Origin of the sequence: Billgrantia endophytica, assembly GCF_002879615.1 — a bacterium.
GTDB classification, from domain to species: Bacteria; Pseudomonadota; Gammaproteobacteria; order Pseudomonadales; family Halomonadaceae; genus Halomonas; species Halomonas endophytica.
In genome coordinates, this window is record NZ_PNRF01000031.1 from 51,509 (window position 1) to 71,842 (window position 20,334).

At 55.4% G+C, this 20,334-nt stretch carries 18 protein-coding genes and 1 pseudogene; 12 read left to right on the top strand and 7 right to left on the bottom strand.

Going from position 1 to position 20,334, the window contains the following annotated elements:
- Nucleotides 1-366 precede the first annotated feature (366 nt).
- Entirely contained in the window at nucleotides 367-1,173 is an 807-nt protein-coding gene (locus tag C1H69_RS15280) for a sulfite exporter TauE/SafE family protein (RefSeq protein WP_102654250.1), read from the bottom strand.
- 594 nt (nucleotides 1,174-1,767) lie between these two features.
- On the opposite strand from C1H69_RS15280, the gene C1H69_RS15285 reads away from it, so the two are divergent.
- Complete coding sequence (locus C1H69_RS15285) at nucleotides 1,768-2,013, top strand: hypothetical protein (protein WP_102654251.1); 246 nt, start codon at nucleotides 1,768-1,770, stop codon at nucleotides 2,011-2,013.
- 263 nt (nucleotides 2,014-2,276) lie between these two features.
- Here C1H69_RS15285 and C1H69_RS15290 read toward each other — a convergent pair whose 3' ends face one another.
- From C1H69_RS15290 to C1H69_RS15300, 3 genes are all read right to left on the bottom strand, one after another.
- Complete coding sequence (locus C1H69_RS15290) at nucleotides 2,277-3,782, bottom strand: tripartite tricarboxylate transporter permease (protein WP_102654252.1); 1,506 nt, start codon at nucleotides 3,780-3,782, stop codon at nucleotides 2,277-2,279.
- Entirely contained in the window at nucleotides 3,782-4,300 is a 519-nt protein-coding gene (locus tag C1H69_RS15295; RefSeq protein ID WP_165789502.1) for a tripartite tricarboxylate transporter TctB family protein, read from the bottom strand. The genes C1H69_RS15290 and C1H69_RS15295 overlap by 1 nt, the downstream gene beginning before the upstream one ends.
- 103 nt (nucleotides 4,301-4,403) lie before the next feature.
- Nucleotides 4,404-5,426: a Bug family tripartite tricarboxylate transporter substrate binding protein gene (locus C1H69_RS15300; protein WP_102654254.1), complete on the bottom strand. Its 1,023-nt coding sequence runs from the start codon at nucleotides 5,424-5,426 to the stop codon at nucleotides 4,404-4,406.
- Between the two features lie 755 nt (nucleotides 5,427-6,181).
- On the opposite strand from C1H69_RS15300, the gene C1H69_RS15305 reads away from it, so the two are divergent.
- From C1H69_RS15305 to C1H69_RS15320, 4 genes are all read left to right on the top strand, one after another.
- Nucleotides 6,182-7,252: a mandelate racemase/muconate lactonizing enzyme family protein gene (locus C1H69_RS15305; protein WP_102654255.1), complete on the top strand. Its 1,071-nt coding sequence runs from the start codon at nucleotides 6,182-6,184 to the stop codon at nucleotides 7,250-7,252.
- On the top strand, nucleotides 7,218-8,810 hold the full coding sequence (locus C1H69_RS15310; protein ID WP_205738503.1) for an acyl-CoA carboxylase subunit beta: 1,593 nt from the start codon (nucleotides 7,218-7,220) through the stop codon (nucleotides 8,808-8,810). The genes C1H69_RS15305 and C1H69_RS15310 overlap by 35 nt, the downstream gene beginning before the upstream one ends.
- An 11-nt stretch (nucleotides 8,811-8,821) precedes the next feature.
- Nucleotides 8,822-11,011 (top strand): acetate--CoA ligase family protein, encoded by a 2,190-nt coding sequence (locus tag C1H69_RS15315; protein ID WP_102654257.1) that lies wholly within the window; start codon nucleotides 8,822-8,824, stop codon nucleotides 11,009-11,011.
- Nucleotides 11,012-11,107: 96 nt separating this feature from the next.
- Nucleotides 11,108-11,959: an alpha/beta hydrolase gene (locus C1H69_RS15320; protein ID WP_102654258.1), complete on the top strand. Its 852-nt coding sequence runs from the start codon at nucleotides 11,108-11,110 to the stop codon at nucleotides 11,957-11,959.
- Nucleotides 11,960-11,975: 16 nt separating this feature from the next.
- Here the strand turns inward: C1H69_RS15320 and C1H69_RS15325 are convergent, their stop codons facing one another.
- The 3 genes from C1H69_RS15325 to C1H69_RS15335 all read right to left on the bottom strand — a co-directional run bounded on the left by C1H69_RS15325 (nucleotide 11,976) and on the right by C1H69_RS15335 (nucleotide 14,733).
- Nucleotides 11,976-12,848, bottom strand: a complete 873-nt coding sequence (locus tag C1H69_RS15325; protein WP_133154986.1) for a TrmB family transcriptional regulator — start codon at nucleotides 12,846-12,848, stop codon at nucleotides 11,976-11,978.
- A 76-nt stretch (nucleotides 12,849-12,924) separates the two neighbouring features.
- Entirely contained in the window at nucleotides 12,925-13,803 is an 879-nt protein-coding gene (locus C1H69_RS15330) for an HpcH/HpaI aldolase/citrate lyase family protein (protein ID WP_102654260.1), read from the bottom strand.
- 69 nt (nucleotides 13,804-13,872) lie between these two features.
- Nucleotides 13,873-14,733, bottom strand: a complete 861-nt coding sequence (locus C1H69_RS15335; protein ID WP_102654261.1) for an HTD2 family dehydratase — start codon at nucleotides 14,731-14,733, stop codon at nucleotides 13,873-13,875.
- 248 nt (nucleotides 14,734-14,981) lie between these two features.
- Between C1H69_RS15335 and C1H69_RS15340 the strand changes: the two genes are divergently transcribed.
- The 7 genes and pseudogenes from C1H69_RS15340 to crcB all read left to right on the top strand — a co-directional run bounded on the left by C1H69_RS15340 (nucleotide 14,982) and on the right by crcB (nucleotide 20,168).
- Entirely contained in the window at nucleotides 14,982-15,203 is a 222-nt protein-coding gene (locus tag C1H69_RS15340) for a biotin/lipoyl-binding carrier protein (RefSeq protein ID WP_102654262.1), read from the top strand.
- Between the two features lie 41 nt (nucleotides 15,204-15,244).
- Nucleotides 15,245-16,606, top strand: coding sequence for an acetyl-CoA carboxylase biotin carboxylase subunit (locus tag C1H69_RS15345; RefSeq protein ID WP_102654263.1), 1,362 nt, complete (start codon nucleotides 15,245-15,247; stop codon nucleotides 16,604-16,606).
- Nucleotides 16,607-16,688: 82 nt separating this feature from the next.
- Complete coding sequence (gene metK / locus C1H69_RS15350; protein ID WP_102654264.1) at nucleotides 16,689-17,909, top strand: methionine adenosyltransferase; 1,221 nt, start codon at nucleotides 16,689-16,691, stop codon at nucleotides 17,907-17,909.
- A 107-nt stretch (nucleotides 17,910-18,016) separates the two neighbouring features.
- The gene (locus C1H69_RS15355; RefSeq protein WP_276308771.1) at nucleotides 18,017-18,742 is read left to right on the top strand and encodes a TSUP family transporter; all 726 of its coding nucleotides are present in this window, start codon (nucleotides 18,017-18,019) and stop codon (nucleotides 18,740-18,742) included.
- A 263-nt stretch (nucleotides 18,743-19,005) separates the two neighbouring features.
- Nucleotides 19,006-19,182, top strand: a pseudogene (locus tag C1H69_RS24625) (BrnT family toxin); the annotation flags it as partial.
- A complete protein-coding gene (locus tag C1H69_RS15365; RefSeq protein ID WP_102654266.1) occupies nucleotides 19,142-19,420 on the top strand; it encodes a BrnA antitoxin family protein in 279 nt (92 codons plus the stop codon). The pseudogene C1H69_RS24625 and the gene C1H69_RS15365, both read left to right, overlap by 41 nt.
- Before the next feature lie 355 nt (nucleotides 19,421-19,775).
- Nucleotides 19,776-20,168, top strand: a complete 393-nt coding sequence (crcB, locus tag C1H69_RS15370; protein WP_102654267.1) for a fluoride efflux transporter CrcB — start codon at nucleotides 19,776-19,778, stop codon at nucleotides 20,166-20,168.
- Nucleotides 20,169-20,334: the final 166 nt, after the last annotated feature.

The following is a 20,334-nucleotide window of genomic DNA, read 5'->3' on the forward strand; positions in this document are numbered from 1 at the left end:
TGATCGGAGAATGATTGTAAAATCTGGTGGGTGGCGGTCAGGTCGTGCACCTCAGCCGCGACACCGTAAGCCCCTTGAGATAGAGCGAAGGGACTTCCGGCAGTTGCTCAGGAGCCGCTGCTGTAGCCTCTCCAGCAGCGTTTTCTCGGGCCTCGGCGCTCAGCGTGGCGATACAGAGGCCGTCAAGTCGGCCATCGAGGTGAGCAGCAAGAGTTGGGAAACCAACCTCACCTATATCGATTGATGGAACCGCTGGGAAAAGGCGCCTGCGGCGCCAGTCGCGATGGGTACCAGCGCTCCTACAGGGTGGAAAAAGCCGCTGTTGGAGGCAGCTTTAGCTCGTGACCGGCCCCCCCTGACTGGAGATCAGGCCGTCGACACCGTATACACCATCTGGGCAGCCAGGATCACCAGCATCACCGCAAACACCCGCTTGAGGGTAGCCACCGGCAGCCGGTGCGCAAGCCTTGCCCCCAGCGGTGCGGTCAGAATGCTCAGCGGCGCCATCAGCAGCAGCGCGGGAAGATAGACATAGCCCAGCGCGGCGCTTGGCAGCCCACTGACGCTCCAGCCATTGATCAGGTAGCCTAGTGAGCCGGCCAGCGCGATCGGCAGGCCCACGGCGGCCGAGGTGCCGATGGCGTGCTGTACCTTGATGTTGCACCAGGTGAGAAACGGCACGGTCAGCGCCCCGCCGCCGATCGCCACCAGCGCCGAGATGCCGCCGATGCCGGTGCCCGCCGCAGTGATGCCGAGCGGCCCCGGCAGCCCGCGCGATGGCCTGGGCCTCAGGTTGGCCAGCATCTGCAGCGCCATCAGCATCATGAAACAAGCGAAGAAGATCGCCAACTCGCGGGTGGGAATCAGGGCGGCGACAAAGGTCGCCAGGAAGGTACCCACCAGAATGCCCGGAGTGATGAAACGCACCACGTGCCAGCGCACCGCACCGTGACGATGATGGGAGCGCAGGCTGGAGAGCGAGGATGGCACGATGGCGGCCATCGACGTGCCCAGCGCCAGGTGCGCGAGATGCTCATGGGGAACGCCCTGCAACACGAACAACGAGGTCAGCACAGGCACCATGATCCCCCCGCCGCCAATGCCCAGCAAGCCAGCCATCAAACCGACGAAACCACCCAGCGCCAGATAGGACAACCACCATACCAGCTCCAATGTCTTACTCCTTTTCGAGATCGCGTACCGCGGGAGCCGCTAGTGTAGTGGAAAACGCGGCGCCGGTTGCGAGGGGGACCCCAGGGCTCCCACAGCGATACTCTCCACCCAGGAGGAACAAACCGCTGTCGGAGCTAGCTTCAGCTCGCGACCGCGGTGTTGTCCGCGTTAGCGATAACTGCCAAGCACATCAGCCTCCGCCGAGGCGCCTGCGGCGGCAGTCGCGACGCAAAGCGGTGCTCCCACAAGGGTGGAACAAGCAGGCTGTGGGAGATAGCGTCAGCTCGCGACTGCGGTGTTGCCCGCGTTAGCGATAACTGCCGGTAGCGAGTCTTGCGTGGCGTCGGGTAGGGTTGTGCATGCGGTTCATACTGCCTCCTGGTGGTAGTCCTGGGTAGTCGACCAAGATGGTCCTTCTCCTTCGAAACCGGCGGTGACCTGGCGGCCTTTACAGCATGGGAAAGGAAGCGGGCGGTGTGGGGTCCATGATCTCCCGGAAATGCACTTGGGGTGGGGTTGTCGACATTGACGCGCCGCAGCATTCGCTGCTAACATGTCTATCGTTGAGAGGCAACCATTCAAGAGGTACTTCAGATGAAAGTTCAATGCATAGATGCCCAGAGCGCCGAAACGATCGTACATCATGCCGCACAGCACCGACTTCAGGACCATGGTGTTTCCATCTCTGCCGAGGGTAATACTCTGAGCGTGGTACCGACCAATGCCTTCGTGGGTTTGCTCTCCAACGCCATCGGCATGATGTTCGGACTGTTCCTCACTCGCCCTGAGCGCGAAGCCGATCAGCAGCAGGCTGTCAACGGTGGCACTACCACTCCTTGAATGAGCGCATCATCACCCAGTTCATAATGTCCAGCCTCGTGAACCAACAATTCATAACCGGGGCTAGTACAATCCTCTCCAATCATCCCGCTCCAGGCTCGCCGGTCATTTGTCATATCGCCATGGACCACATGGCTGTCGATGAGCTTTTGAGTCAGAGTACGCGGTTTGGCCATGATGGTGTGCCTCCTGAAGGCAGTGCCCGCCAATATGCGTAAGCACAGGCGGGCAAACCAAGAGCGTATGGGCCTGTTATTTGGTTGCTATCTTGTATCTTGAATGGGCTTCCTATCACGAAAGACCGAGATCAGGGACTGCCCAAGTGGAAGAATAAAAACGGCAAACGCACAAAACAGGATGATCGCCGAAACAGGCTGGCTGATAAAATAGCTGAATTCATCACCGGAGACGCGCAAGCCCCGACGAAGGTTGGACTCCATCATGCTTCCCAAGACCAGAGCGAGGATGATCGGGGCCGGGTGAATATCCAGTTTGCGAAGGACATAACCCAATATACCAGCCACTACGGCCACCCAGACTGACAAGATATTGTTATCGTACGTATAGGAACCCAACAAGCATATGCTGGTTACCACGGTCGCTATCAGGGCAGGGTTTAGTCGTGTAATCTGAACCCAGAATCGAGCCCCCAACAGGCCGATCAGCATCATCATCGGCAGGCCGATCAGCAGGGACACGAAGATGGCGTAGGGGATCTCGGGGTTGCGCGCAAACAACATGGGCCCTGGATTGATGCCGTGAATCATCAGGGCACCAATTAGGATGGCAGCACTGGCGGAGCCTGGTATGCCCAGTGAAAGCAAGGGAGCCAAGGCACCGGGGCCAGCTGCGTTATTGGCTGTTTCGGATGCCACCACCCCTTCCGGATTGCCGCTGCCAAAGGTTTCAGGTTTCTTGGACAGTCGCTTCGCCACGCTGTAGCTGACCAGGGAGGCAATGGTGGCACCGGCGCCGGGGACGACCCCGATCAGAAAGCCGATGATGGAACTCCGGCCCATCGTCTTGCCGAAGGGGTAGATCATTGACATGGATTTCCACGGGCTTGGCAGAGAATGAATGCGTTCCCCGGATGATTTCAGGGAGCGTTCCAGCATCATGAATACTTCCGACAGTGCGAACAGGCCGATTAGGGCGGGTAGGAAGGGTACGCCTTCAAGGAGACCGCGATGAAAAACATAGCGCTGTGTTCCGGAAACAGGATCAAGACCAATTGTCACGATCATCAGACCGATGACAAGGCCGATTACTGCTCGCGTCATGGACCCCGACGCCAATGAGGTGACGAGTGCCAAGCCCAACAATGACAAGGCAAAATATTCCGCAGGCCCGAATGACAGTGCAATATGAGCAAGCCCTGCTGCACTGACGATCAGCAGCAGCGTACTGGTAAAGGCGCCGAAGCCTGAACCGAGGATCGAGAGAGTCAAGGCCTTCCCGGCCTCTCCATTCATTCGCATGGGGAAACCATCAAAGGCAGTGATGGCGGCAGCTGGCTGCCCCGGTGCGTTGACTAGGATGGCAGGAATGGCAGCCGCATAGTCACCCGCTACATAGATGGCAACCAACATGACCATTGCGGCAACCGGGTCCATCGAAAAGGTAAAGGGCAGGAGGACGGCCATACCGACCGAGGAAGTTAGCCCTGGCAAGGCGCCGACAATATAGCCGATGGCGATACCAAGGAATAGTGCAAGTATCACATCTAACGTCATAAGGGCATAAAAGCCTAGAAGGAGACCGTCAATCATCACCATGCTCCTGTTGGCAGCGGCGTACCCAACGTCATTTCAAATATAAGTTTGGTGAAAGCCAGAAATCCGAGTGTCAAAGCGAAAAGCGCCCATAGCTTTCTTATACCAGCGACATAGCCAAAAACCATTGTGAAGATTGCGGAAGTCAAGTAAAAGCCGAGCCAATTTAGCACCATGGCGTAAGCAAGTGTACAAACCAGGCCGAAGAAAACTATCAAAGGCTTGTGGATTTCGATCACCTCAAGGCGCTGCCGGGTTAGAATGCGACGGATCGCAAAGAACCCCAGCGCGATGGCTGATAAAATCGCCAAAATCCCAATACCTATCGGAAATGTATGAGCTTGAACCCAGGCAGAGCCGCGGGTAGGAAACCCCATGGCTTGAATGATGTACCAGCTCGAGCCCAAAATTAATATACTGGCTGCAATCAGATCAGCGGTTTCGCTCCTTAGCGCGATATACCATTCTTTCTTCTCATTCGGAGTTTCCTTCTCGCCGGGGGTGGAAGTGCTCATAGAACTCTCCGTGAAAACGGGGACGGAAGTGCTCATAAAACGCTCCGTGCAAACGCCAAGAGATACCGGACGAGAGAGCGTCTCGTCCGGTGTTAAGTAGTTCTTACTCGTCCAGATCGAGGCGCTCTACCCACTCAGCGACAATTTCATTCTGGCGTTCCACAAACTCAGTGAACTCTTCTGGGCCCATAAATCTACTATTTAAATTAGAGCTCTCAATATACTCTATGTAATCCTCGGTTTGTGTCACCCGTTCCAGGGCGCCTGCCAGTTTTTCCTTCACATCGTCCGGAATACCCTTAGGGCCAATGATCCCGCGGAACTGTTGCCAGCTGGGGTCAACATCATATCCAGCTTCAGTAAAAGTAGGAGCATCTGGGTAGGCGCTGACGCGGTCCTCGGACAGCACGCCAAGTACACGAAGGTTTCCGGCCTCCACGTGGTCTCGGGTAATGCCGGTCCAGGCCATACCGATCGGCACATGGCCACCGACGTTCGCGGTAACGGAGTCGCCCTGGCTATCGTAAGGAACGTATCTCACCTCCTCCTCGGTGATACCGGCAGCCTCGGCGAACATGGCCCATGCGATATGGCCGGTAGAACCGTCGACAGTCCCGGACACGGTGTACTGCCCAGGGTTGGCCTTGACTTCCTCGACCAATTCTTCCAGCGAATCGAAGGGAACCGAGTCGTGTACCACCATGACCGGTGGATCGGTGACCAGGCCGGCTATCCAATCAACCGAATCGAGGGAATACTCGTCAAACACGGAATTCATGACTGCGATGTGGGTCGCCGTGGTGGAACCAATGGTGTATCCATCCGGAGCGGCATTGACTATGGAAGCGAGCTGGACGCCCGTTTGGCCACCTGGACGGTTTTCCACCACGAAAGGCTGGCCAAGAATCTGCTCCAGCTCGGAGGCCATCTGGCGGGCCAGCACATCCGTGCCTCCCCCTGGAGAAACATGCAGTAAATAGCGGACTGGCTTGTTCGGGTAGTCATCTGCTGCATACGAAAAGCTGGCATGGAGGCCTGCACCCAGTGTCATTGCCCCAACTACGGCAGGGGGAACGAGTTTGCATGTGTGACGTGCGATGCTTCCAAACAGTATTGTTGATGTCATAGGGAAAACTCCTTGCCGGCGCAACTAATGATCATAAGTGGCTAAACAGACGCAATTATTGAGGACCGCAACTCGCTGCATACCTTGAAGCACTCATTATTGGCATGATCAATGCGGTGCGCCCTCGCGGCTCTCATTCTTCTCGCTCCTCTTCAATCAAGCGCTTCTCTCGCCTTTCGGAAAGTAAAAGCCCGCATCCGCCATGTCAACACGAAAAGGCAGATAGTATCTTCTATAGCTACTACGCATGGAAAAAGCAAGCGAACGACCTGAAATATCGATGCCGAAAAGTGCAACACAAATACCTAATGTATGATGTTGACTCAAGAAATACTATATTTTTCAGTAAGTTATTGTGAGATTGCTACAAAGGAAAACCAGCATCGAGATGGCGCACAACCGAACGGGCCGCCGTCCCAGACACAGGGATAGAAGGCTGAAAATTTCCTATTTACAACTTTAGTATAAGGCTTGGCGATATCGCCATTATCAACGCTGCAAAACGCCAATGTCCTCCGATAACACCGGAACACATGGATTGGACTGATGCTAAATTACAGAAAATAAAGGCATAAATTCCCTATGGACGTGCCCAGGAAAGGTGTTGTTTACAAAGGTGGTTGCGCAAGCTGCTACTCTCGGGCTAGGCTGAGATTGCTGCTGCTTCGCCATGGGCTACAGAGGCATGAGTGGTTGAAGATAATGACCCGTCGAATTTCAGGGCGTGCATTCATGTAGATTAGTGAGATATTCGAATGAAGATCACATCCGTCAACTTGAGAAAGCTCCGCTTACCTTTGTTGGTTCCCTATCGCCTGTCCTATCGAACCTTCAAGGAGTTCGAGCCGTATTACGTCGAAATCACGACGGAGGACGGCCGATTCGGTTTCGGCGATGGGCATATCTCACCTGGTTCCAGTAGTGAAACACGCGAAGGTGGCTGGGCATTCTGTCAGAAATTTAGCCAGAAAATGCTGGGAAAGACCGTTGAGGAAGCGAAACTCCTTGTGCAGAAACGCATGTCCGAAAGCAAGGTGGCTGCGAGTGCCTTGTCCATGGCACTTGAGGTAATGGACGACACGGACTTGATCGATATTCCCACTGATCTGCGTCTGCCACTACTGACGCCCATCAACTCCGCCGACCCGGAGGAAATTCCGAGAGAGCTCGATCAACTGATGGCCAAGGGGTTCAAGACCTTCAAGGTGAAGGTCGGCAAGAATCTCGAGGCCGACCTCAGGCGGGTCGCTGTCATTCAGGAGATTACTATCGGTAAAGCGATGCTGCGCCTGGATGCCAATCGAGCCTTCGACAAGGAGCAGGGCTGTCGATTTGCCGCCTCATTGAACCCGGACGGCATCGAGTTGTTCGAGCAACCCTGTCCGGCCGAGGACTGGGATGCCAATGCCGCCGTTGCCCGGGTTTCGAAGGTCCCGCTGATGCTTGATGAACCCATCTGCACCCTTTCCGATATCGAGCGAGCCAGCAAGTTGCCGGGTGTTCAGCTTTGCAAGCTAAAGCTCAAGAGGTTTGGTTCGATCCAGGCTCTCAAGGATGGGCTGGATGCCGTCCGTGCCCATGGCATGGAGCCCGTGCTTGGCGATGGGCTAGGTAGTGAAATAACCAGCTGGATAGAGGCTTGCGTAGCCCAGAATACCATTCGTAATGCTGGGGAATTCAACGGGTTTCTCAAGCCTGTTCACCGACTACTTGACACGCCGCTGACGTTCGAAAACGGCGCTATTATCCTGACAAAAGGATATCGGCCGAGCATCAATCGTCAGTTGCTGGATGACAGTACTGTGGAAAGCCTCAATTTTTCATAAGGCAAACAAGGCAGGAAGAATCATGGCACATGAAGACATCATGAATGATCTGGTCAAACGACGTGAGAATGCTCGCGCCATGGGTGGTGAAGAGAAGCTCAAGCGGCGCAAGGAGCATGGTAGCCTTAATGCCGAAGAACGGCTGGCATGTCTGGTCGACAAGGACAGCTTCATCGAGGTAGGGCTGCTGGGGGCGGCATCCGGAGGTAACCTCGACCCTGCCAAGACACCGCGCGACGGGAAAATCACCGGCTTCGGCAGGATCGATGGCCGCGATGTCGGTGTGTGTGTCAACGACTTTACCGTGAAAGGGGCATCCACCGGTGGCACCAACTCCAAAAAGCTGGGCCATATTCGTCGCTCCACCGTGGAAAGAGGCATTCCCTTTATCCACATTGGCGAATCGACCGGTGCGAGACTACCCGATGCCATGGGTTCCAAGGGCATGGGTGCCATGCTGGGTAACGACACCACGCAGTTCCGGCGCATCCGGGAAAATCCTTGGGCGGCGGCCGCTTTGGACACGTCATTTGGCTCTTCAGCCTGGCTGGTCTGCTGTTCCGACTTCTCGGTGATGAAGAAAGGCTCGGTAATGTCGGTTTCCAGTCCCGGCCTGGTTTCCATGGCTATCGGTGAGCGAGTCGATCCCGAAGATCTCGGTGGGTGGCGAATCCATGCCGACATGACTGGCCTGGTGGATCGGTTTGTCAACACCGATGAAGAAGCCATGGAGGAAGTCCGGCGTTTTATCGGTTATATGCCGAATAATAACATGGAGCTTCCGCCGGAATATGACATCCCGGCAGGTTCGGGAGACCAGCAGGAAGATATCCTGAAGATACTCCCGGCAAGCCGCACCCATGTCTATGATATGCACAAGATCCTCGAAGTGATCGTCGACAAGGACAGCCTGCTTGAGTTCAAGCCCCGATTCGGGAAGCCCGCCATTGCGGCACTGGCCCGCCTTGGTGGCAAGAGTGTCGGCATCATCGCCAATAACCCTATGGTGGGTGGCGGTGCCATGTCGGTTGAGGCCATCCGCAAGCTGATCGACCTGACAGTCCTCTGTGACTCCTTCAATATCCCGATCGTTCGTTTCATGGATACCCCCGGCTTCGTGGTGGGTACTGGTGCGGAGAAGAAGGGTGCGCCCGGCCATATCATGAACCTGATGAACGCCACCTGCTTGACGACGGTACCCCAGCTCACCGTTCTTGTTCGCAAGGCCTATGGTCGTGCTTATGTGGCCCTTGGCGGTGGTGAGCATAATGATGAGATGGTCGCCTGGCCAACAGCCGAGGTCAGCTTCATGGACCCGGTGTTCGCCACCAAGATCGTACATGGCTTGAGCCCCGGCGATGATGGTTTCGATCAGGCGCTTGCGGAAATTCAGAAAGACATCGAGATCTGGGACATGGCGTCTATTTTCTCTGCACATGACGTCATCAAGCCGCAGGAAACCCGGGACTACCTGATTCGCATGCTTGATGTCCATCGCCGCCGCCGCACCAAGGGTATCGGTCAGCACCTGATGAAAACCTGGCCCACCAGCAGCTAAGGGTGAATTCAATGAAAGATACGTTGAACCTCATTACTGAAGCACGTAAGGCCGGGCGTGGCTCACTGACCGAAGCCGAAGGCAAGCAACTCCTCGAATCCTTCGGCGTCCGGGCTCCGCGCTCCGTGCAGGTCAAGGGGGCCAAGGAGGCGTCCCTGGCCGTTCGTGACCTCAAGGCGCCCTACGTCGTCAAGGTGGTATCGCCGGATATCCTGCACAAGAGTGACGCCGGTGGCGTGAAACTCAACCTGCAGGGGGCCGACGAGGTGGTCGATGCCATCCTGTCCATGGCCAACCAGCCCTTGATTCGCGAGGCCAATGTCGAGGGGTACCTGATCGAGGAAATGCTGCCGCGAGGCCAGGAGATCGTGGTCGGCGCCGTGCGGGATCCCTACTTCGGCCCCATGGTGATGGTCGGTCTTGGCGGTATCTTCGTCGAGGTCCTGAAGGATGTGGCCTTCCGTATTTGCCCCATCGGCGAGCAGGATGCCTGGCAGATGCTGGCGGAGCTCCGTGGCGCTGCCATTCTCGACGGCGCTCGTGGTGGTGAAGCCGTCGACAAAAAGGCCATTGTCGAGGTCATCATGCGCCTGGCAGGCCCCGATGGCCTGTTGATGGCGCTCGACGAGGAGCTGACGGAAGTCGATATCAACCCGCTGATCGTATCCAGCGCCGGCGCCATCGCCGCCGATGCTCGCTTCATCCTTTCCTCGCAGGATTCCGATCAGCTGGCAACCGTGCCCGACGCACCCGATGATGGCCTCTCCGTCATCGATCGGTATACGCCGCTGTTCCAGCCCAATTCCATTGCCGTTGTCGGAGCATCCACCACCGGTGTCACCATGGCCAACACCTTCATCCGTCGCATGAAGGCCTATGGCTTCCCCGGCAATATGTATCCCATCCACCCCAAGGCCGATGAAGTGGAGGGGCTCAAGGCCTATCCGAGCCTAGCCGATACGCCGGATCCCATCGACTACGCGTATATCGCCATCGGTTCGAAGCGGATCCCGGAGCTGCTTGCCTCGGCCAATGGCCGCGTCAAGTTTGCCCAGGTGCTTTCCAGTGGTTTCGGCGAGATCGAAGAGGGCAAGGCGCTCGAGCAGGAACTGGTGAAAAGTGCACGACAGGGTGGGTGTCGTGTCATCGGCCCCAACTGCCTGGGTATGTACTCTCCCCGCGGGCGAGTCACCTTCCCCGTCAACCCGCCCGAGGAAGTGGGGAGTGTCGGCATCATTTCCCAGAGCGGTGGCTTGGGCACCGATATCATCAAGCGTGGCCAGTGGCGCGGTGTGCGCTTCAGTGGCGTGGTCACCATGGGCAACAGCGCCGATCTGGGGCCATCGGACCTGCTGGAGTACTACTTCTCCGATCCTCAGACCAAGGTCGTCGGGCTGTACCTGGAGGGCGTCAAGGACGGGCGCCGGCTCTTCGAGCTTCTCAACTCAAAGGAGGCCACCAAGCCGGTGGTGATCCTCAAGGGTGGTCGTTCCGCCCAGGGTAATGCTGCCGCCGCTTCGCATACCGGTGCTCTCGCTGGCGATCAGCGAGCCTGGGAGGCGCTGTGCCAGCAGACCCGCTGCGCGATGGTCTCCTCTGTGGATGAATTCATCGATACCTTGCTGGCCTTCCAGAACACCACCCTGAGACCCGAACGCCCGACCCGCCAGGTGGTGCTGTTCGGCAATGGCGGTGGTACCGGGGTACTCGCCACGGACTACTTCGCCGAGCTGGGGCTCAATATTGATCCTTTTGCCGCCGAAACCCGTGCGACCCTGGAAGCGCTTGAGCTGCCCCCAGGCACCAGTGTGGCCAACCCCATCGATGCGCCGGTGGGCACCTTGCAGGAGGAGAATGGCTGGATCGCCGGCAAGATCCTGGACAGGGTCTACGATACCTCCAACCCTGATGCCATCGTCATGCACCTGAACCTTGCCTCCTTTGTCGGTCGCGGTGACAAGGACCCGGTCGATAACCTGATCAAGGTCGCGGAACATGTACAGATCACCCATCCGGGAAGGTCGCACTTCATGCTGGTACTGCGCTCCGATGGCTCTCAGGAGCTGGATGACATCAAGCGCAAGTATCGCCAGCAGGCACTGGCAGTTGGCATACCTGTCTATGACGAGGTAACCAACGCCGCTCAGGCATTGTCGGTCGTACAAGCCATGGAGGTTCGCTTCGCCGCGCGTCAACGCTAGTTGACCACACGGGCAAGTGGGCTGACCCAAGGGACAGCCCACTCTGATTGATACTCGTGTTACTTGATACACAGCCTCTGGACAGGCGATCTACTCATGAGAAATCCGTCTGCGGTTACTACCCGCTCCATCCACCTCATTGATGGGCTTTTCGTCAACGAGGTCGTGCCGGCCTTTCTTTCTCCCCCACTGCCTACTATCGTCTTCCTTCACGGGGCTTATCAGGGCTGGTGGGTCTATGAAAATTGGCAAGAGTACTTTGCGCAGGGTGGTTGGCGTACGGTCTCGCTATCCCTGCGAAACCATCCGGGTTCTTACAAGGTCGAGGACCATGAGTTTCTCGAGCTTCAGCCCGATGACTATGTCTCTGATGTACTGAGGGTCACCGAGTGGCTTGAGGCGCCCTTTGTCCTAGTCGCTCACAGCATGGGCGGCGTAGTGGCTCAGAAGGCGGCGGAGCGATTACCGGATCTGGCGGCACTGATCCTGTTGGGGTCCGGCCCCCCGAAAGGCCTCGGTGCCAGCAGGCCAAAGGATCTGCCATGCGACAGCCCTTCGATACCCGACTACCAACAGGTCAAGCGGCACATGTTCGGCAATATCGATGATGCAGACTATGCCGAGTTCCATTCGAGGCTGGTTCCGGAAACACCCAGTGTCATGAACCAGACAGGCCGTGGCCGCGTCTCGGTGGATCCCGTGCTGATCCGGGCGCCGGTTCTGGCAGTCGATGCCGAGCATGATCGTAACCAGTTCGGCCCTGTCTATGCGGACTTCTACTCGGGCCACTACATCCAAGTACCTGGTGCGGCGCATGCACTGATGCTCGGCCCTTGGGGGCTGGAGGTCGCCAACGCACTAAACTGCTGGCTGAACAGTCATGTTACGGAGTTCCAGTATGATCACCGACCCAGATGGTATGCACCACGAGTCGGAAAGGGACAGTAGAGTGCCATGTCAACATTCAATCCAGGCCAAGCTGATGATAAAAGCGCTCCAGCTGTTCGGGCGTGAAGCGTGCTTCACGCAGCGACTTCAGGTGTGGACCAAATGATTCATATATCTCGTCACCATATCTGAGCATGATTTCAGCCATGTAATAATCATGTCGTATCAACGATTCAGCCGTGGTAACGATAGGCTGGTTACGAGTATAGGAAGCAAACACCTTACCCTGCACATTGGCGGTCAGCAGTTGTTCATGATCCACCGTAATCGTGAAGAGATTATCGGCGGTACCGATCGTCTTTCCATTTCCTTCGTGAAGATATATCTTGACATTGTCCGAATAACGGAATTCGTCAGCATCTTCGCCGAAAAGAATGATGAAAATCTCAACGCCAGAATGGGCCATGCTTCGCAGGACTTCTTCGTGACGCCTAAGCACCTGGTCCTGTGCCTTGATCCAGATACTCTCTTTCGCGCTAAGTACGACCTGCTTGATGCGTTCATCCACGGCCGGTTCGCCGGAAATGGTCCAGACGTACTGCGAATCTTCGCTCTTGCTTAGCGAGTTTAGCTGGGAGGTGAGCAGGTCACATCGCCGCTGGGTGGAACTGGCAATGCCCTCGAGCAGCACTTGGGGAGGAACCGGCACGAAGCGCACCGGGTCCTCGCTCACGGGCTGCACGGCCTCCTTACGGGTCAGGCTCTCCAGCGCATGATAGGCGTTGGCGCGGGGAACGCCGGTTACCTTACTCAATTCATAGGCAGTGACCGGATGCATCCGGAGAAGCTGGATGTATATCTTGGCTTCATAGTCTGTGAAGCCCAGCTTCTGCATCTCGCTGGACAATCCACTTGAAATACTTTCGTCAAAGCGTAAGCGATTTGCCAAAACTAACCTCCGGTAATGCCCGTGACAAAGACCCTGTCGCTTCAACTCCGATGCTTAAACCAACAGAGAGTGGTTGTCATACGGAATCTCTATCCTCAATGGCCTCGACGAGTTTCACGATGCGCTCTGCGCCTTCGACATGTAGATTCTCGATTAGTTTACCATCCACCAGCACAACGGCACTACCCTTCGCTACCGCCTCCTTGTATGCATCAATGATTTTTCGACCCCAGGCGACATCCTCCTCGCTCGGGGCGAATACCTCGTTGGCAACTCCTATCGTCTTGGGGTGTATCAGGGTCTTTCCATCGAACCCCATCTCCTGGCCTGCTCGGCATGACTCTCGAAAACCCTCATCGTCATTGAGGTCGAGATGAACGCCGTCGAGAATCGCCAGGCCAGCGGCACGCGCGGCCAGGATGCAGGTTGACAGGCTATGCAGCATGGGAAGGCGCATCTCGGTATGCGCACAATGCAGATCCTTGGCCAAGTCGGAGGTGCCCATCACCAGTACTTCCAGGCGGCGGCTGGCGTCGGCGATTTCTTCGGCATGAAGGATACCTCTGGGGGTTTCCATCATGCACCAGATAGCCAGGGAGTCCGGCGCTCCCGCTGCCCTCAGGATCGCCTCGGCACGCCGGACCATGTCGGCGCTTTCCACTTTGGGTAGCAGCACAGCGTCGGCATTGGCACGCGCAGCCATTATCAGGTCGTCGTATCCCCAAGGGGTATCGAGCCCGTTGACCCGAATGACGATTTCCCTGTGGCCATATCCACCGGCCTCCAGAGCTTCCAGGACAAGGCCTCTGGCTTCTCCTTTCGCCGCAGGTGCAACGGCATCCTCCAGGTCCATGATCAAGGCATCGGCCGGCAGGCTGCGTCCCTTTTCCAGCGCCCTGGCATTGGACCCTGGCATGTACAGCACACTGCGACGTGGACGTGCATTCGTGTTCATCGCTCTTGTTCCTCCATCCTGGCGTCACGAGACAGGTTTCTCTTCCATGTATGGCATGCCATGTCGAGTCTACTCCCAGGCTACGTCAGCTTGCATGGTGAGACCGCCTTTGGTGGTACAGGCCCAGAGCTCCCCCTTGTTCCCAGACTCCCCGGCCAGCTTACCCTCGGCCTTGAAGGTTTCGCCGCAGAACAAGGGGCTCATGGCCTTGAACGTGAACTGGGTCACCGTTTCGTTCGGGTTGTTGCGTTGCCAATTGTCGAGCAGGAAGGTGGCAATCAGCTGACCATGCACGATGAGTGCGGGATAGCCCTCCACTTCAGTCGCATAGGAATGGTCATAATGAATCTTGTGCGCATTGAAGGTGACGGCTGAGTACCGGAACAGCAGGGAAGTGTCCGGGTGGATTTCCCGGCTCCATACTGCGCCTCCAGGGGCGGACTTGCGCTCGGGCACGCCGGTTGCGGCAGGCGGGTTATCCCGATATACCAGGTCCTGCTCCTCTTCCAGCGCGACACCATTGGCGTTGGAATAAACGTGCTTGACCGTGACGAAAGCCAGGGAACCGCTCTTGCCTTCCTTGACCTTGATATCCTGCACGGTCGAGGTCTTGGTGACCTTTTCTCCGATCATCACAGGATTGTAGTACTTGATCCGGCTGCCGGCCCACATCCGTCTTGGCAGGGGAATTGGCGGCAGGAAGTCGCCTCGCTGCGGGTGGCCATCCGTGTCGATCTTCGATTGCGGCACCCTGGGAACGAAATAATTCCAGTGTCCTGTGAGCGGAAGTGTGTCGCCGCGTTTCGGCCAGTCTTCGGCGGGCACATCCAGCGCCGCCATCATGGCGGTTACCGGCCAGAGGTCCAGCTCTTCCTCCGCCTTTTCAGTGTTACCTATCCACTTTTGGAGATGCTCCAGATCCAAGGCCATAACCCTTCTCCTGTTGCCTTCGGCAGTATGTAGTACAGCAGCCCCGGGCTGCGCCCTTTCATGCTCGATCCTAGTCGACAAGAATAGTAGTTGCAAGAACGACCACCACGATTATACTATCATGGTACAGTGCTGGCAGAGCCGCTATTCGCCGGCATTTCGTTTCAACAGTGACTTGGCCATCGTGGGGTGGGCCGCCTGCCTCGCTGTCGATAAACATTAACAACCAAGGCATCGGAGAGAAATTCATGTCCCTGATTGATGTGAAGACAGAGATCACCGGAAATGTTTGGAAAATTGAGGTAAATGAAGGAGATGCAGTAACCGAGGGTCAAATGCTCGTCATTCTGGAATCGATGAAGATGGAAATACCCATCCTGTCTCCGGAAGATGGTGTCCTCAAAGAGCTCCGCATCAAGGAAGGAGACGTCACAACGGAAGGTAATGTAGTGGCCGTGATCGAGGCATGACATGAGCATCAATTTTCCAGCGAATGCGAGGAGCTCACAAGATGAATAAAGTATTGATAGCAAACCGTGGAGAGATTGCTTGTCGTATCATCAAAAGCTGCAGAAAGCTGGGTCTCACCTCGGTCGCGATATACTCGGAAGCCGATGCAGAGGCATTGCATGTCAAGATGGCCGATGAGGCCTATCCTGTGGGGCCCGCCTCCGCCAAGGAAAGTTACTTGGTTGCTGACAATGTCCTGAAGGTCGCGATGGACTCAGGTGCCGACTTCGTTCACCCAGGGTATGGCTTTCTCTCGGAAAGCAGCCGATTCGCCCGAGCGGTGGAGGATGCAGGGCTGACGTGGGTGGGGCCGAACCCTCAAAGCATCGACGACATGGGAGACAAGGAGCGGGCAAGGGAAATCGCCAAGGTGGCCGGCGTGCCCATATTGGCAGGGAGTCCTCGCTTCGATGTTGGCAAATTGGATACCATCGAGCAGGCCGGAGAAGCCGTGGGTTATCCGCTGCTGGTCAAGGCCTCTGCGGGAGGAGGTGGTATCGGCATGCGTCTGGTCGAGCGGCCTGAACAACTCCTGGAGATTGCACAGGCCACCCAGTCCATGGCCGAGAAGGCGTTTGGGGATGGAACCATTTTTCTGGAGCGTTTCATCGCTAATGCGCGTCATGTGGAAGTGCAGGTATTCGGTTTTGGCAATGGCGAGGCTATCCACCTCTATGAGCGTGATTGCTCATTGCAGCGGCGTTATCAGAAGGTGATCGAAGAGAGCACCGCGCCTGGGCTTCCCAAGGCGGTCCGTGAAAAGATGGTGAGCGTTGCCGCATCACTCTGTCAGCATCAGAAATATTCCGGTGCAGGTACCGTGGAGTTTGTTGTTGACGCTGATACTTTCGATTTTTTCTTCCTTGAAATGAATACCCGAATTCAGGTAGAACACCCTGTCACCGAGATGTGCACCGGCACAGACTTGGTTGGCATGCAGATCAGGCTGGCACAGCAAGATCTTGCCCCCATCAAGCAGGAGTCTATCAATCACCAAGGCCATTCAATAGAATGCAGAATCTATGCTGAGAACCCCGATAAAAACTTTATGCCATCGCCAGGCCCCTTGGAACGCTTCAAGTTACCGAGCGAGGCGCATGATCTTCGTATCGACTGCGGCTTCCAGGAAGGTGACCAGGTCACATTTTTCTACGACCCGATGATTGCCAAGATTATCTGCCATGCGGAGTCTCGTGACAGGGCCATAGATAGGATGATACAAGCCCTTGAAGAGGTGGAGATTGAAGGCGTGAAAACTAATACGAAATTTCTCATGAGTTGTCTTAAACATCAAGATTTTGGCGCGGGAAAAGTATCTACCGGCTTCATCGGTGAACATCTTTCCGAGCTCACCAATAACTGATTTTGCACCGCCGCTTCGCCACTTCTGTTAGGGGTGCTGACTTTTTTTCACGCATTTTATGTGGTTATAGGACTGGTGCGCTATGTCAGAATACGCTTTATTCACTTCAGAATCAGTCTCTGAAGGCCATCCCGATAAAATTGCAGACCAAGTTTCAGACGCAATACTTGATGCGATCCTGGCGCGAGACAAGAAAGCTCGTGTTGCCTGTGAAACCATGGTAAAGACAGGTGTGGTCATTATTGCTGGAGAAATCAAGACTAAAGCCTGGGTTGATCTCGAATGCTTGGTTCGCCAGGTCATACTGGACATAGGTTACTCTTCGTCTTCCGTGGGGTTTGATGGGGAGACGTGCGCTATTCTCAATCTAATCGGTAAGCAAAGCGATAATATTTCCCAAGGTGTTGATCGTGAAACGCCCGAAGAGCAAGGGGCGGGGGACCAAGGCATGATGTTCGGCTACGCAACTAATGAGACAGAGTCTTACATGCCGGCTCCAATCCATTATGCTCACCGTCTATTAGAGCGTCATGCTGAGCTTCGAAAAAACAACTTGTTACCATGGTTGCGCCCGGATGCCAAGAGCCAGCTCACATTCCGCTACGGCTCTGATGGACGGCCTCAGTCTGTCGAAGCAGTAGTATTTTCTACGCAGCACGACCCTGGAATTTCTTCAGATGAGCTTCGGAAAGTCGTCAAGAAAGAAATCATAGAGCATGTGTTACCAAGCGAGTGGCTATCGGATCGTACTCAGTATCACATTAACCCTACCGGGACGTTTGTTATCGGTGGTCCCGTTGGTGACTGTGGGCTTACTGGTCGAAAAATCGTAGTGGATACCTATGGTGGCATGGCACGCCATGGTGGTGGCGGTTTTTCAGGCAAGGACCCCTCCAAGGTCGATCGCAGTGCTGCCTACGCCGGCCGGTATATTGCTAAAAACATTGTTGCTGCTGGCCTGGCAGACCGCTGTGAAATTCAGGTTTCCTATGCAATTGGAGTTGCTGCGCCCACATCGATTGCAATAAATACTTTTGGCACTAACCATGTCGGCGATGATAAGATTGTAGAGCTGATAGAGTCAAATTTTGATCTTCGTCCGTATGCCATCTGCGAGACGCTTGATCTTTTGCATCCCATGTACCGGTTGACTTCGACGTATGGCCATTTTGGTCGTGATCCATTTGAATATAATTATATATGGCACGATGAGGAAGGGAATAAAAACAATGAAGCTTTTACTGCCTTCACATGGGAAAGAACAGATATGGCGACAATGCTGAGAAAGCTGGCGAATCTTTAATCGCTTTCTTGTAATTTTTCTTTTCGTATGGTTTCTGAATTTTCTTGAAATTGGTTATTCTTTGAGGGGTGGGATATGATGACTGGAGTTCTCTAGCTGTGTATATAGTGGCAGGGATTTTTTTAATTAGCTGTTTTTTAACATCAGTCTTGTCCGGCGTATTCGGTATGGCCGGAGGACTGATTCTCCTCTGGGTCTTATTGCAACTTTTTAGTGCTTCGGCGGCAATAGCGGTTCATGGTGTCATTCAGTTTTCTGCAAATTTTTCAAGAGCGTGGATCTCACGTGAATATATTGTTTGGTCTATTGTCGCTAAAATAACAGCTGGAGTTCTCCTGGCTGCTAGTATCTTGCTAGTGATTAGCTATAAGCCGAATCCTGTTGCAATTTCATTTATAATAGGGCTGATGCCTATTTTGGTTTGGACCCCGCCTGATTGGGTTAAACTTGACGCTTCACGCTCTAGTCATGCACTAGGATGTGGGTTTACGGCCGGGGGGTTAACAATTGCCGCAGGTGTTTCTGGGCCCTTGATTGATATATTTTTTATACGTACACAGATGGGGCGGCGTCAGATTGTAGCTACCAAGGCTGCTATTCAGGTTATATCTCATGCTATAAAAACACTTTTTTATCTCAACGCCTTTTTGTCTCTTAGCACAGGCGAGTGGTGGTATATACTCTTGGCTGCGCCTTTGGCTATCATTGGAACCAAGGTGGGGAATTATATTCTGATGCATTTGACCGATGCTAATTTTAGATCTTGGTCACGTTTGATTGTCACCACTATTGGTATTGTTTATTTGGTTCAAGGGATGTTCCTATTATTTTGACCCTGACCCAAAGCGTTCCCACAGGGGGGATAAACTGCTGTTGGAGCCAGCGTCAGCTCGCGACCGCGGTGTTGCCCGCGTTGCAGCAATTGCCAGCACAGCGGCCCCCGCCAAGATGAGGAGTTATGCCCCCTTGCCATCACCATTTATTGTATGTACATTAATTCCATGGAACTGACATTCGATGACCGCAAGCGTGCCCAAACCCTGAAAGCCAGGGGCTAGACTTCGCCGACGCTAGCGAGGTCTTTGCCGGTCACCACTTCAGCGTGCTCGACGACAGGGACGACTATGGCGAAGATCGTTATATCACTGTCGGCACGCTGAAGGGGCGCATGGTCATCATGGTCTGGACCCCTCGCGGCGAGGCCCGCCGCATCATATCCATGAGGAAAGCCAATGAACGCGAACAGGAAAAGTACCGGCACCGACTGGATTGATCCGGACGATGCCCCGGAGCTGGACGACGAGTTCTTCGAGCGAGCCGATGAATACCGTGGCGACACAGTGGTGAGGCGCGGTCGCCCAAAGGCCGATATCGTCAAGCAGCGGGTCACGGTTCGACTTGATCCTGAGATTGTCGAAACCTTTAAGGCCGATGGCCCTGGCTGGCAGACGCGCATGAATCAGGCGCTCAAGGTGTTCCTCGAAGAGCACAGCCCCAGCGAACTGAAGTAGCCTGTACGCGCCTCATGGGTGCCTTGGTACTCTCAGGGCTCATCCACGGCTAGCAGCAACGTCACCGCTTCCTCGTATTGGCAAGGCCAGCCGAACTTGTCTACCAGATCGGTGATGTGCAGAGGAGAGACAAACAGGCTGTCGGAGCTAGCTTCAGCTCGCGACCGCTGTGTTGCCCGCGTTGCAGCAATTGCCAGCACAGCGGCCCCCGCGGCACCAGTCGCGATGGGGGACCAGCGCTCCTACAACGAGATTCTCCACCCAGGAGGAAAAAACCGCTGTTGGAGATAGCTTCAGCTCGCGACCCGGGGGCTGCCCGCGTCGCTACTTCGTTCAATCTATAAGGAAGGCGATCATGGGGTATCTCATCGTTTTCATCGGCGCGGGTTTCGGCGGTATGGCGCGGCACGCTGCCAACATGGCGGCGCTGCGCATTTTCGGGTCGAACGGATTTCCGTTCGGCACCCTGGCGATCAACGTCTTCGGCTCGATGCTGTTGGGGATCGTCATCGAGTACGTTGCACTACGCTATGGCGCATCCCCGCAGGTACGGCTGTTTCTGGCCACCGGTGTTCTGGGCGGTTTCACCACGTTTTCCGCCTTTTCCCTGGAAACCGTTCAACTCGTCGAGCGTGGCCAAGCGGGGGTGGCACTCGTCTACGTTGTGAGTTCGGTCATTCTCTCCGTTGGCGCCCTGTTCCTGGCGATGCTCTTGTTTCGCGCCGCATTCGGGATCGATGCGAGATGAGGGATGGTCTCGCGGCATAGCCTGGAAAAGGAACTAGGCTCTGTACGAAAACTGTCTGCGCTCGCCCATACAGCGTTAAAAATCGGCTCAAGGTACTCATTTACAACGCGTAAACTCCGTCTTTGGACTCGCGACGTCCATGTCGCTCGCTCTCCGAGCAGCGGAG